At 64.9% G+C, this 12,726-nt stretch carries 11 protein-coding genes; 4 read left to right on the forward strand and 7 right to left on the reverse strand.

Annotation, left to right across the window (positions count from 1 at the left end):
- Window positions 1-6 precede the first annotated feature (6 nt).
- Window positions 7-468, reverse strand: coding sequence for a MarR family transcriptional regulator (locus Q0687_RS23885; protein ID WP_298882219.1), 462 nt, complete (start codon window positions 466-468; stop codon window positions 7-9).
- A gap of 75 nt (window positions 469-543) precedes the next feature.
- Between Q0687_RS23885 and Q0687_RS23890 the strand changes: the two genes are divergently transcribed.
- On the forward strand, window positions 544-1,320 hold the full coding sequence (locus tag Q0687_RS23890) for a glucose 1-dehydrogenase (protein WP_298882222.1): 777 nt from the start codon (window positions 544-546) through the stop codon (window positions 1,318-1,320).
- 4 nt (window positions 1,321-1,324) lie between these two features.
- Here the strand turns inward: Q0687_RS23890 and mdlC are convergent, their stop codons facing one another.
- The 4 genes from mdlC to Q0687_RS23910 all read right to left on the reverse strand — a co-directional run bounded on the left by mdlC (window position 1,325) and on the right by Q0687_RS23910 (window position 6,228).
- Window positions 1,325-2,947, reverse strand: coding sequence for a benzoylformate decarboxylase (gene mdlC, locus Q0687_RS23895; protein WP_298882225.1), 1,623 nt, complete (start codon window positions 2,945-2,947; stop codon window positions 1,325-1,327).
- A gap of 143 nt (window positions 2,948-3,090) precedes the next feature.
- Entirely contained in the window at window positions 3,091-3,936 is an 846-nt protein-coding gene (locus Q0687_RS23900; protein WP_298882228.1) for a MaoC family dehydratase N-terminal domain-containing protein, read from the reverse strand.
- Window positions 3,937-3,951: 15 nt separating this feature from the next.
- A complete protein-coding gene (locus Q0687_RS23905; RefSeq protein WP_298882230.1) occupies window positions 3,952-5,049 on the reverse strand; it encodes a CaiB/BaiF CoA-transferase family protein in 1,098 nt (365 codons plus the stop codon).
- Between the two features lie 9 nt (window positions 5,050-5,058).
- Window positions 5,059-6,228, reverse strand: a complete 1,170-nt coding sequence (locus Q0687_RS23910) for an acyl-CoA dehydrogenase family protein (protein ID WP_298882233.1) — start codon at window positions 6,226-6,228, stop codon at window positions 5,059-5,061.
- A gap of 125 nt (window positions 6,229-6,353) precedes the next feature.
- Here Q0687_RS23910 and Q0687_RS23915 point away from each other — a divergent pair, with 125 nt between their 5' ends.
- Window positions 6,354-7,274, forward strand: coding sequence for a LysR substrate-binding domain-containing protein (locus tag Q0687_RS23915; protein WP_298882235.1), 921 nt, complete (start codon window positions 6,354-6,356; stop codon window positions 7,272-7,274).
- Between the two features lie 212 nt (window positions 7,275-7,486).
- On the opposite strand, the gene Q0687_RS23920 is transcribed toward Q0687_RS23915, so the two are convergent.
- Entirely contained in the window at window positions 7,487-8,761 is a 1,275-nt protein-coding gene (locus Q0687_RS23920) for a cytochrome P450 (protein ID WP_298882236.1), read from the reverse strand.
- Window positions 8,762-8,943: 182 nt separating this feature from the next.
- Window positions 8,944-10,209: a cytochrome P450 gene (locus tag Q0687_RS23925; protein ID WP_298882239.1), complete on the reverse strand. Its 1,266-nt coding sequence runs from the start codon at window positions 10,207-10,209 to the stop codon at window positions 8,944-8,946.
- Window positions 10,210-10,499: 290 nt separating this feature from the next.
- Here Q0687_RS23925 and Q0687_RS23930 point away from each other — a divergent pair, with 290 nt between their 5' ends.
- Both Q0687_RS23930 and Q0687_RS23935 read left to right on the forward strand, forming a co-directional pair.
- Complete coding sequence (locus tag Q0687_RS23930) at window positions 10,500-11,657, forward strand: YjgN family protein (RefSeq protein ID WP_298882242.1); 1,158 nt, start codon at window positions 10,500-10,502, stop codon at window positions 11,655-11,657.
- Window positions 11,658-11,660: 3 nt separating this feature from the next.
- Window positions 11,661-12,726, forward strand: a 1,066-nt coding sequence (locus Q0687_RS23935; RefSeq protein ID WP_298882245.1) for a M48 family metallopeptidase, incomplete at its 3' end; no start/stop codon positions are given.

Consider the following 12,726-nt stretch of genomic DNA (forward strand, 5'->3'; position numbering starts at 1 on the left):
AGGGCGTTACGCCGCCGCTCCCGTCCCGCCCTCCGCGCGGCTCTGCCGCAACGCCCGCGCATAAAGCATCATCCCCTCGCGCACCGCGCGCTGCTCCGCCGCCGTCAGCCTCGCCAGCGCACCGCTGACCTGCTGCCGGCCGAACGCATGCAGGGCCTCCAGCGTGCGCCGGCCCTTCGCCGTCAACGACAACAGTTTGCTGCGGGCATCAAGCTCATCCGGCGTCTCCCGCAGCTCGCCGCAATCGATCAGCTTGCGCACCATGCGGCTGACGCTGGATTTCTCCAGCCGCAGGAAATCGCCGAGCTCGCCGGAGGTCAGCGGACCGCGGATGCCGATCTCCAGAATGGTGTGCACGGCCGAGGGCGGATAATCCGAGGCCGCCACCGTGGCGTCCATGAAGCCGAGCTCGCGCACCATCAACCGCGAGGCGGCGCGGATGTCGTCGATCAGCGCGAGCTCAGCCATCTTGACTCCCGGCATATAGTTGTACCATACAACTATATGCGTGCAACGGCGCGCGCAAGCGTTTTGGAGTGGCCCATGAGCGGAACTTTGCCAACCGGTGAACGGATGAGGGGCAAGGTCTGCCTCGTCACGGGCGGTGGCAGCGGCATCGGCCGGGCCACGGCGCTGCGGATGGCGGCTGAGGGCGCCGAGGCGGTCATTGTCGCAGGCCGGCGCGAGGCCGAGATCGAGGCGGCCGCAGCCGCCTGCCGCGAGCTCGGTGCGGATGCGATTGCTGTCCAGACGGACATCACGCGGGAGGATGACGTCGCGCGGCTCGTTCGTACGGTGACCGAACGCAGCGGCCGGCTCGATGTCGCCTTCAACAATGCCGGCTTTCAGGAGCGCCGCGCGCCGCTGGAAGAGCAGGGCACCGACATCTACGACAGCGTGTTCGACACCAATGTCCGCGCGCTGTTTCTGTGCCTGCGCCATCAACTGCCGGCGATGCTGGCGAAAGGGTGCGGCAGCATCGTCGTCAACGCCTCTGTCAGCGGCGTGCGCAATCCCAATCCCGGCTTTTCGCTCTACTCGGCTTCCAAGGCGGCCGCGATCTCGCTGACGCGCTCGGCGGCGATGGAAAACGCCCCGCGCGGCATCCGCATCAACGCCGTCGCACCCGGCCGCGTCGTCACCGACATGATGTTGCGCGCCGGCGTCGGCGACGTCGCAACGGTCGGTGCAGGATTGCCGCTGCGGCGGATGGGAACGCCGGAGGAGGTGGCGGAAGCCGTGGTGTGGCTATCGTCGGATGCGTCGTCCTATGTGGTTGGCCACGTGCTCGCGGCGGACGGGGGATTCCTGGCGGCGTGACGTCCTAATGCTTCTGCCCGTACAGCACCGGCACCGCCGAATCCACGACAACCTCGACAAGGCTCGTGCCTTCGTACGCCATCTCGCTCTTCAGTGCCTCGCCAAGCTCCGCCGCCTTGCTCACGCGCACGGCATGGCAGCCCAAGCCTTCGGCCAGCCTGACGAAATCGATGCCCGGCAGCTCCAGTCCCGGCACGTTGCGCACCTGCATCACCTGGCTGAACGAGCGCATCGCGCCGTAGCCGGAATTGTTGATGACGACGATGGTCAGCGGGAGCTTGCGCTGCGCGGCGGTCCACAGCGCCTGGATCGAGTACATCGCCGAGCCGTCGCCGATCAGGCACACGGTGCGGCTGTTCGGCTTGCCCAGCGCCATGCCGACGGCGGCGGGCAGTGAATAGCCGAGACCGCCGCTCGCCATGGTGTAGAAGCTGTCCTGGCCGCGCATCGGCAAAAACTTTTGCATCGCCGGCCGATGTGAGGGCACTTCCTCGACGAGTGAGGCTCCGTCCGGCATCGCCTGGGACAGCGCGTGCAGCAGGAATTCGACCGGCAGTGGATCGGCGGCGTGCGGCGCGGGCGGCAGTGTGCGGCCTTTTGGGGTGGCGCGTTTGCTTTCGGGCAGCAGGTCGAGCAGCGCGCTCAGCGCCGGCTTCATCGTCGCGACGATGCTGGTGCCTGATGGCGTCACCGCGGCCGCATCCGGATCATCCGTGATCTGGAAGATCGTGGCGTCGCCATCGAAGATCGCAGCGTGGCCTTCGACGTGGAAGGTGAACACGGGTGCGCCGATGACGACGACGAGATCGTGCGCGCGCAGCGCGTCGGACAGCTGTGCCGGCGAGGCGTGCAGGAAGCCTGCGAATTGCGGGTGACGCTCGGGGAACGAGCAGCGCGCCGAGAACGGGCTGACCCAGACGCTAGCCTTCGCCTTCTCGGCGACGCGCACCATCAGATCGACCGCGCCGGCGCGATCGACGCCGGGGCCGACCACGAGCGCAGGGTGCTTTGCGGTCGCGAGTGCGGCGACCAGCGCCTTCATCGCCTCAGGCTCGGGGCCGATCTCGCGGCTGACCTTGCGTGCCTCGACCGGTGCAGTCGCGTGCGTCCAGTCGTCGATCGGGATCGACACGAAGGTCGGCCCGCATGGCGGCTGCATCGCGGTGTAATAGGCCCGCGCGATCGCGGCGGGCACGTCTTCGGGCCGCGCCGGCTCAACGCTGTATTTCACATAGGGCCGCGGAAACTCCGAGGCGCGTTCGGCGTAGAGGAATGCCTGCAGCGGCAGGATCGAGCGCGCCTGCTGCCCCGCGGTGATCACGAGCGGCGTCTGGTTGCGATGCGCGGTGTAGATGTTGCCGAGCGCATTGCCGACACCGGCCGCCGAATGCAGATTGACGAAGCCCGCATTGCGGGTCGCCTGCGCATAACCGTCCGCCATGCCGACGGCGGAGGCTTCCTGCAGCGCCAGCACATAGTCGATATCGTCGGGCCAGTCGGAGAGGAACGGCAGCTCGGTCGAACCGGGATTGCCGAATACGCGCCTGATGCCGAAGGCGCGCAGCAAATCGAGCGTCGCCTGCTTGACGGTGACGGACTTGCTGCCGGCCTTGCCGTTCTTGGACATTGGTTTCCGTCCCCTCTTATTTCCTCATCCTGAGGAGCGCGTCTTCGCGCGTCTCGAAGGATGAAGGCCCGGCTGGTGGCCTCGCCCTTCGAGACGCGCGCGAAGAGGCGCGCTCCTCAGGGTGAGGGTCTAGTAGCAGCGTATCACCACACCGCCGTGCCCTTCATCGTCGGCTGCCCTTCCGCATTCGCGGTCCACAGCTCCATGCCCGCCTCGGTCTCGTTGGCGTTGATGGAAAACTCCGTGCCCTCGAACAACGGTTGCACGCCGCGATAAGTGAATTTCTTCGGCGGCTTGCCGCTGTGCAGTTTTGCCGCCATTTCGACGATGAGCGCCGCCTGCAGCGGGCCGTGGAAGATCAGACCCGGATAGCCCTCGACCTTGGTGACATAGTCGCGGTCGTAATGAATGCGGTGGCCGTTGAAGGTCAGCGCGGAATACCGAAACAACAGCACGGGATCGCTGACATGGGTCTCGCGGTGCTGCGCCTGCGGCGGCGGGGCCTTGGCCGTCGCGGGCGCGCTGCTCGTCATCTCGCGATAGACGATGTCCTGCCGCTCGCGGATGGCGATGCCACGCGGCGAGGAGATGCTGTGCTCGACCGAGACGAAGCACAGCGTGCCGGTCGAACCGGTCTTCACCTGCACGTCGGCGATGCGCGAGGTCCGGGTCGAGGCGTCGCCGACACGCAGCGGCTGCAGGAACTCGATCTCGCCGCCGGCCCACATCCGGCGCGGCAGCGGCACCGGCGGCAGGAAGCCGCCGCGGGTCGGGTGGCCGTCGGGCCCGAGCATCGACATTGGGAACACCGGCTGCGCCAGGCACCAATGCACCGTGAACGGCGCAGCGTCGCCCGCCTTCGGCTCGCCGACATCCTGGAACAGCGTCGCGCGCAGCCCCATGACGAGCTGCGCGGTGACGATGTCGGTCGCCTCCGTGCTGCGGCCGATCCATTGCCTGAGGTGATCGATGTCGAGCTTCTCGGTCATGACGCCCTGCTCTTGTTACTTCTTGGGACTTTCGCCGATCGCGGGCACCGCGCCGTAGGTGCGCGTCTCGCCGACGATGATCGGCGCCGGCGCAGGATAGCTGACGCGGCCGTTCGGCGTATTCACCTCGATGCGACGCAGATGCGGATGGTTGGTGAGATCGGTCATGGTGTTGACCTCCGCAAACGCAATGTCGGCGTCCGACAGCCGCTTCAAGAGCTCGTCGCGCGTCATCTTGCCGAAGATATCCGCAACCGTCGTGTCGGTGAAATCGCGGTTGCGCACGCGCTCCACCATGTTGGCGACGCGGGGATCCCTGGGCAAATCAGGCCGGTCCAGCACCTCGGCGCAGAGCGTCTTCCATTCGCGCTCGCTCTGGATCGAAATCAGGATGTCCTTGCCGTCTTTCGAGGTGAACACGCCGTAGGGCGCGATCGAGGGATGACGCAGCCCCATGCGCTTGGGCGGATTGCCGGCCTCGGCGTTGAGCAGCGGCACGGTGCACCAATCCGCCATCACGTCGAACATGGAGATGCGGATGTCACAGCCCTTGCCGGTGCGCCCGCGCGCGATCAGTGCTTCCAGGATCGCCGCATGCGCGGTGGCGCCGGTCGCGACATCCACGATCGACATGCCGACGCGCGAAGCGCCGTCGGGATTGCCGGTGATCGAGGCAAGCCCGCTCTCGGCCTGGATCAGGAGATCATAGGCCTTGCGATGCGCGTAGGGGCCCTCGTCGCCATAGCCGGTGATCGTGCACGAGATCAGCTTCGGATAGTCCTTGAGCAAACGCTCGCGCGAGAAGCCGAGCTTGTCCATCGAGCCCGGCTTGAGGTTCTGCACCAGCACGTCGGCGCTCGCGATCAGCTTTTCCAGCTCGGCGCGGCCCTCCTTGGTGGCGAGGTCGACCACGGCCGATTGCTTGCCGCGGTTGAGCCAGACAAAATAGCTGCTCTGCCCCTTGGCCGCGGCGTCATAGCCGCGGGCAAAATCGCCTTCCGGCCGCTCGATCTTGATCACCTCGGCGCCGGCGTCGGCCAGCCGCGACGAGCAGAACGGCGCCGCCACCGCCTGCTCGACCGCAATCACCCTGATCCCGTCCAATGCTCCCATGGTGCGACCTCAGTACGAGCGGGGCATGCCGAGCACATGCTCGGCGACGAAGGACAGCACCAGATTGGTCGAGATCGGCGCGACCTGATACAGCCGTGTCTCGCGGAATTTGCGCTCGACGTCATATTCCTCGGCGAAGCCGAAGCCGCCATGGGTCTGGATGCAGGCGTTCGCCGCCTCCCATGACGCATCCGCCGCCAGCATTTTGGCCATGTTGGCCTCCGCGCCGCAGTCGAGCCCGGCCTCGTATTTGCGCGTGGCTTCCTTCACCATCAATTCGGCCGCGCGCATCGAGGCGTAGGCCTTTGCGATCGGGAACTGGATGCCCTGGTTCTGCCCGATCGGCCGGCCGAAAACGCTGCGCTCCTTGGCGTAGTTGGTGGCTTTCGCAATGAACCACTTTGCATCGCCGACGCATTCGGCGGCGATCAGGATGCGCTCGGCATTCATGCCTGAGAGAATGTAGCGAAAGCCCTTGCCTTCCTCGCCGATCAGATTCTCCGCCGGCACCTTCATGTCGGTAAAGAAGACCTCCGTGGTGGCGTGGTTCATCATGGTGCGGATCGGCCGGATCTCGAGGCCATTGTTCTTGGCCTCGCGCATGTCGACGATGAACACCGAGAGCCCATCGGTGCGCTTCTTGACCTGCTCTTTCGGCGTGGTTCGCGCCAGCAGCACCATCAGATCGGAATGCTCGGCGCGGCTGGTCCAGATCTTCTGGCCGTTGACGATGTAGCTGTCGTTGCCTTCCTTGCGCGCGAAGGTCTTCAGCGAGGAGGTGTCGGTGCCGCTGGTCGGCTCGGTGACGCCGAATGCCTGCAGCCGCAATTCGCCGCTGGCGATCTTCGGCAGGTACTTTGCCTTCTGCTCGGCATTGCCGTGCCTGAGCACCGTGCCCATCGTGTACATCTGCGCGTGGCAGCCGCCGCCATTGCAGCCCGCGCGCTGGATCTCTTCGAGGATCGCCGCCGCCGCCGACAGCTTCAGCCCCGCGCCGCCATATTCCTCGGGGATCAGCACCGAGAGATAGCCGGCCTCGGTCAGCGCATCGACGAAGGTCTTGGGGTAGGCCATCTCGCGATCGAGCTTGCGCCAGTATTCGCCGGGAAACTGCGCGCAGAGCTTTGCGACGGCGTCGCGGATGTCGGCGTAATCTTCGCTGTGGTGGTCTTCACTCATGGCGTTTTCCGTATTGAGCGGCTGTTAAGATAACGCCGGCCGATCCTCTGGCGTTGTGAAAACATTGCCAGCCCCCTATGCTCATTTGTTATAGCGCATGGAGTAGCCTTCCAGGATTGGCAAGCATGGATTTCCGGCAGCTCAGGACCTTCAGTTGCGTGGCGGAGCTCGGTAGCCTTTCCAAGGCATCCGATACGCTGCGCGTGGCGCAGCCGGCGCTGTCGCGGCAAATCAAGCTCCTGGAGCACGAGCTGCGCACGGAACTGTTCACCCGCAACGGCCGCGGCATGGTGCTGACGGAGGCCGGCCGCCTGCTGCTCGCGCGCACCTCCGGCATCGTGCGGCAGATCGACCAGATCCGCGACGACATCCAGTCGGCCAAGGGACCGCCGTCCGGGCAGGTCGTGCTCGGCCTGGTTCCAACCGTCAGCTGCGTGCTGTCGGCACGCTTTGCGCGGCGCTGCGTCGAAAGATATCCCGGCATCTCGCTGCGCATCGTCGAGAGTTACAGCGGCCATATCGTCGAATGGCTGCATCGCGGCGAGATGGATCTCGCCATACTCTACGGCCGTTCCGCCGATCTGCACCTCAATGTGCAGAGCCTGGGACGCGACAACATCGTCGCGGTCGGCCCGCGCGGCTGCGGCCTTGCGCGCAAGAAGAGCGTCGATATCGGCTGGCTGCTGCGGCAGCGCCTCGTGCTGCCCAGTCATTCCCACGGCCTCCGCGCGCTGATCGAGCACGCCGCAGCCCAACGCAAGATCAAGCTCAACGTCCAGCTCGAGGCGGATTCGTTCCGGGTGCTGACGAGCCTCGTCGAGGAAGGCCTCGGCTTCGCGCTGCTGCCACCGTCGTCGGTCCGTGGCGAGGTCGCCGACGGCAGGCTCGAAACGGCAATGGTGTCCAAGCCGATGACCCGCGAGCTCATATTCGCCTCTCCGATCGACCGCCCGGCCTCGACGGCCTCACTGGCCGTCACCGCACTCCTGCGCGAGGAAGTCGCCGCCTGCCGCAAGGAAGGCGTGTGGGACATCAAATTGAGTTAGATGCGACCCGTGTCGTAGAACAGTCAGGCGCTGCGTTGTCTTCGCATCTGGCGCGACCTGTCATGCCGGAATTTTATAGCCGGGCAGGGTGGCGCCTCACCCACCGCTGTCATTGCCCGCGAAGGTGTGCAATCCAGTATTCCAGAGGCCGCAGTGCTTGAGCCGATAAGCCGCGGCGTACTGGATGCCCCGCCTTCGCGGGGCATGACGACTTACCCCGGAATCCGCACCGGCAGCGACTCATAGCCCTTGATGAAGCTGGAATAGATCCGCTTCGGCTCCCCCACCACCTCGATGCGGTCGAAGCGCTTCAGCATTTCTTCCCAGACGATCCGCAGTTGCAACTCCGCGAGCCGCATGCCGACGCAGCGGTGGATGCCGAAGCCGAAGGACAGATGCGTGCGAGGGCGCGCGCGGTCGATGATGAAGTCGTTCGGCCGCTCGATCATCTCCTCGTCGCGGTTGCCGGAGACGTACCACATCACGACGCGGTCGCCCTTCTTGATGTGCTTGCCGTTGATCTCGGTATCCGCAAGTGCAGTGCGGCGCATATGCGCCAGCGGCGTCTGCCAGCGGATCACCTCGGGCACCATGGTGTCGATCAGCGCAGGATTGGCGCGGAGCTTGTCGTATTGCTCGGGGTTCTCGTTCAGCGCCAGCACCGAGCCGGTCATGGTGTTGCGCGTGGTGTCGTTGCCGCCGACAATGAGCAGGATGATGTTGCCCATCAGATTGTCGGGGTCCATGAAGCGCGTCGCGTCGTTATGGGCCATCAGCGACAGCAAATCGTTGCGCGGCGCCGAGTTGACGCGCTCGTTCCACAGCTTCGACATGTAGGCGTAGCACTCGTCCATCTCGCGGCGGCGCTCTTCGGCCGAGGCGACGATGCCGCTCTTGGGCAGCGCGGTCGAGACGTCGGACCAGCGCGTCAGCTTGCGCCGTTCCTCCCAGGGGAAGTCGAACAGGGTTGCCAGCATCTGCGTCGTCAGCTCGATCGAGACCCGCTCGACGAAATTGAAGGTTTCGTTGCGCGGCAGATTGTCCAGCACGGTCTGCGAGCGTTGCCGGATCAGCTTTGCCAGCTCGTCCAGATGTGTCGGCGTGAACATCGGCGACACGGTCTTGCGCTGCGAGGAGTGTTTTGGCTGGTCCATCGCAATGAAGCTCGGCCAATCGTAGCCCTCAGGCACGTCGCGGATCGAGATACCGCCGAGCGTCGAATCAGAGGAGAAGATGCCGTGGTTGGTGTCGACATGCATGATGTCGTTGTACTTCACCACCGACCAGTACGGCTCGATCGGCGCGTTGGTGCAGTAATGCACCGGCTCTTCCTTGCGCAGCCGCTCGAACCACGGCCACAGCGTGTCGTCCTGGAACAGCCTCGGTGCGCCCGGATGAAAATTCTTCAGCGGCGTCGCATAGGCCTCCTCGCGGGCGCGCCGCATGCGTTCGGCCTTGTCGCTCTTGACCGGGGTCTGAATGTTCATGGGCAGTCGCTCCAGTGTCGTTTCTCTTCGCCTCTCCCGCTTGCGGGGAGAGGCCGGAATGCGCGCGCAGCGCGGATTCCGGGTGAGGGGGACTCTCCGCGATTCGGCTCTCACCGTCCCCGCGGAGATTCCCCCTCACCCCAACCCTCTCCCCGCGAGCGGGGCGAGGGGGTCTTCTTACGTCACGCCGCAATCTTCACCGGCAAGGTTTCAAGTCCCTTTACGAAACTCGAATACACCCGCTTCGGCTCGCCGACCACGTCGATGTGGTCGAACCGCTTCAGGATCTCCTCCCAGATAATCTTGAGCTGGAGTTCGGCAAGCCGCAATCCGACGCAGCGGTGGATGCCGAAGCCGAAGGAGAGATGCGTGCGCGGGCGGGCGCGGTCGATGATGAAGTCGTAGGGCTTCTCGATGGCCTCCTCGTCGCGGTTGCCCGAGACGTACCACATCACGACCTTGTCACCTTTCTTGATCTGCTTGCCGCGGAACTCGAAATCGGTGAGCGCGGTGCGGCGCATATGCGCCAGCGGCGTCTGCCAGCGGATCACCTCGGGCACGAAGCTGTCGAGCAGCGCGGGGTTTTCGCGCAGCTTGCGATATTGTTCCGGATACTGGCTCAGCGCGTAAATCGAGCCCGACATGGTGTTGCGCGTGGTGTCGTTGCCGCCGACGATCAAAAGGATGAGATTGCCGAGGAAGTTCTTGGCGTCCATGTCGCGCGTCGCCGCGCTGTGAACCATCATCGAGAGCAGGTCGCTCTTCGGCGGCTGCTCGGCGCGTTCCTTCCAGAGGCGCGAGAAATAGGCCGCGCATTCGCCAAGCTCGGCCATCCGTTCCTCGTCGGTGGCGACGAGCCCATCAGGACCGGGGATGGTGGTGGCGATGTCAGACCAGCGCGTCAGCTTGCGGCGGTCGTCCCAGGGGAAGTCGAACAGCACCGCCAGCATCTGCGTGGTCAGCTCGATCGAGACCTGGTCGACCCAGTCGAACACCTCGCCTACAGGCAAATTGTCCAGGCATTCGGCCGAACGCTTGCGGATGTTGAGCGCGAGATTGTCCAGATGCGTCGGCGTGAACATCGGCGCCACGGTTTTGCGCTGCGCGGCATGGCGCGGCGGGTCCATCGAGATGAAGCTCTCGCGGCGCAGATCGGGATCGACGTCGCGGATTGTGATGCCGCCGAGCGCGGAGGCCGAGGAGAACACCGAATGATTGGTCTCGATCTCCATGATGTCGTTGTAGCGCGTCACCGACCAGTACGGCCCGAACATCGAATCCTTGCAATAGTGCACGGGATCTTCGCGGCGCAGCCGGTCGAAATACGGCCAGAACGTATCGGTCCTGAACAGCTCAGGGTCACCTGGATCGAATTGCGCCAGCGGAAGCGATAACGCGCGCGCGCGCAACGCGTCGAGATTTGCCGCGCTCTCCATGGTCCCATGCATGACCGTTCTCCCTGACGTGACCGCGCGATTTTTGTGAATTCTGCGACGCGGTATTTGGACTACAATTACAACGCGTTACGTGCTTCGGAGCAAGCGGCAGTTTTGCCGCAAGACAGTTGTCCCTCGGGCTACGGCACATCGGCGAACGTGACCTCGCGCACGCGGTTCGTCATGAAATCCTGTCAGAATTCGCTCGAAACCGAGGTAAATCGAACCCGCCCATCTTGGGGATCGACTAATCTCCGATCTATAGTTTGAGCGGGTCAGACCCGCATCCCGAGGTTGCTGCCGTGAATGATATGCAATGGGCCCCCATTGGTCCCTCCGAACCAGTCCCGCCGCCGCTGCCGCCCACACGGGTCGATTTCACCGGCGACCGCACCGCGTTCCGCAAGATGGTGACTAAGGGTGCGATGCTGGAGCTGGTCACCTTCGGCTTCTATCGGTTCTGGCTCGTCACCGACATCCGCCGCCATTTGTGGTCGAATACGTCCATCGACGGCGACGCCGCCGAATACACCGGCCGGGCCAAGGAGCTGCTGATCGGATTCCTGTTCGCGCTCGCGATCCTGGTGCCGATCTATCTCGCCTATTTCCTCATCGGCATCGAGTTCGAGCGCTGGCAGGGCTTTGCCTCGACGCCGCTGTTCATCTCGTTCTATGCGTTCGGCCAGTTCGCGATCTTTCGCGCGCGACGCTATCGATTGACGCGGACGGTCTGGCGTGGCGTGCGCTTCTGGATGGACGGCTCCGGCTGGGCCTATTCGTTTCGCGCGATGTTGTGGGGCCTCCTGGTGTTCCTGACGCTCGGCCTGGCGCTGCCGTGGCGCGAGGCGTCGCTGGAGCGCTACAAGATGCAGCACACGCATTTCGGCGATTTGCAGGGCGACTTCGAAGGTCGCGGCTGGGAATTCTTCAAGCGCGGCTGGTGGCTGTGGTTGCTCAGCCCGATCGCGGTGGTGATCTTCCCGCTCGCGCCGTTCTTCTATGCCGAGTTCAAGGCGCGCGAATGGCGTTGGTGGCTGAACGGCATCCGCATCGGCGGCGTCAGCCTGTCCTCGGACCTGCCGCACAATGCTTTTTACGGCCTCTACTGGAAGATGGTCGGCTGGTGGATGCTGCTCTCGACACTGTTCGGCTTCTATGTCGGCGGCGCCACCATACTCGTCGTCAAGCTCAGCGGCGTGCCGGCCGAGCAGCTGTTCGGGCCGGGCCACGCCGCCAAGAGCATTCCGATGCTGGCCATGATGGTGATCGGCTATTTCGCGCTGGCCCTTGCCATGAACATCATCATGCGTGTCTATCTGCAGCGCGATCTCTGGGCCCAGGTGCTGGAGACCGTCGCGGTGCATGATATCGGAGCGGCGGCCGATGTCCGCGCCAGCGGCGAGCTCGCCAGCGCGCTTGGCGAAGGTTTTGCCGATGGTCTCGATGTCGCGGGATTCTAGATCGTGAGCGATGTGACCGCCGAGCCCGGCTCCGAGTCCGGGTCTGGACAGAAGGCGATCTTCTTTGACGGCCTGTCGAGCCGGCGGCGCCAGGTCATGCTCACGCTCGGTGACGCCCTTGAGATCGCCGAGCCGGGCGAAGCCCAGGCAGGCGCAGTCGTTACACGCTGGGCCTTTGACGACATCCGCCGCGCCGACAGTCCGGCCGGCATCCTGCGCCTGACCTCGACCTCTGCACCGCCGCTGGCGCGGCTCGAAATTCGCGATTTAGCTTTCGGCGCAGCTCTCATCGCACGCTGTCCTGGGATCGACGAGCACCAGACCACCGGTCGCGGTGTTGCAAAAATCGTGGGCTGGTCGGTTGCGGCCGCCGTCTCCATCGTCTGCGTCGTGCTGTTCGGCGTGCCGCTGGCCGCGGACCGACTGGCGCCGCTGGTGCCGAAACCGATCGAGCGGCGCATCGGCGATGCGTCCGAGGTGCAGGTGAAAACGATCTTTCGCGGCCAGGCCTGCAATGACGCGGCCGGTCAGGCGGCATTCCGCAAGCTCGTCAACCGCCTGCGCGACGCCGCCGGCCTCGACGACGATGCCATGACGGCGGGCGTGCTGCGAACTTCGGTGCCGAATGCGTTCGCGCTACCGGGCGGCAAGGTCTACGTGCTGAGTGCCTTGCTCGACAAGGCCGACAATCCCGACGAGCTTGCCGGCATCCTTGCCCACGAGCTCGGCCATCTCAAGCATCACGACAACATGCGCGGCCTGATCTACAACGGCGGCACCTCGTTCCTGATCGGCCTGTTGTTCGGCGACGTGACCGGCTCCTCCGCCGTGATCTTCGCCTCGCGCAGCGTGGTCGAAGCCTCCTATTCGCGCGAGGCCGAGACGGCCGCCGATACGTTCGCGATCGAAATCATGCACAAGCTCGGCCGCTCGCCGAAGCCCGCGGCAGAGCTGATGTTCCGCATCACCGGCAAGGAGGGCGGCTCCAGCTTCGCGACGATCCTGGCGAGCCATCCGCTGACCGAGGACCGTCTCGCCCGCATGACCAGCGAAGACCGCCCCGCCAGCG

Source organism: uncultured Bradyrhizobium sp. (assembly GCF_936928535.1).
Taxonomy (GTDB): Bacteria; Pseudomonadota; Alphaproteobacteria; order Rhizobiales; family Xanthobacteraceae; genus Bradyrhizobium.

Bases quoted from the DNA above. Each gene is read 5' to 3' on its own strand.
- Q0687_RS23885 (WP_298882219.1), bottom strand. From the start codon at position 468: ATGGCTGAGCTCGCGCTGATCGACGACATCCGCGCCGCCTCGCGGTTG.
- Q0687_RS23890 (WP_298882222.1), top strand. From the start codon at position 544: ATGAGCGGAACTTTGCCAACCGGTGAACGGATGAGGGGCAAGGTCTGC.
- mdlC (WP_298882225.1), bottom strand. From the start codon at position 2,947: ATGTCCAAGAACGGCAAGGCCGGCAGCAAGTCCGTCACCGTCAAGCAG.
- Q0687_RS23900 (WP_298882228.1), bottom strand. From the start codon at position 3,936: ATGACCGAGAAGCTCGACATCGATCACCTCAGGCAATGGATCGGCCGC.
- Q0687_RS23905 (WP_298882230.1), bottom strand. From the start codon at position 5,049: ATGGGAGCATTGGACGGGATCAGGGTGATTGCGGTCGAGCAGGCGGTG.
- Q0687_RS23910 (WP_298882233.1), bottom strand. From the start codon at position 6,228: ATGAGTGAAGACCACCACAGCGAAGATTACGCCGACATCCGCGACGCC.
- Q0687_RS23915 (WP_298882235.1), top strand. From the start codon at position 6,354: ATGGATTTCCGGCAGCTCAGGACCTTCAGTTGCGTGGCGGAGCTCGGT.
- Q0687_RS23920 (WP_298882236.1), bottom strand. From the start codon at position 8,761: ATGAACATTCAGACCCCGGTCAAGAGCGACAAGGCCGAACGCATGCGG.
- Q0687_RS23925 (WP_298882239.1), bottom strand. From the start codon at position 10,209: ATGCATGGGACCATGGAGAGCGCGGCAAATCTCGACGCGTTGCGCGCG.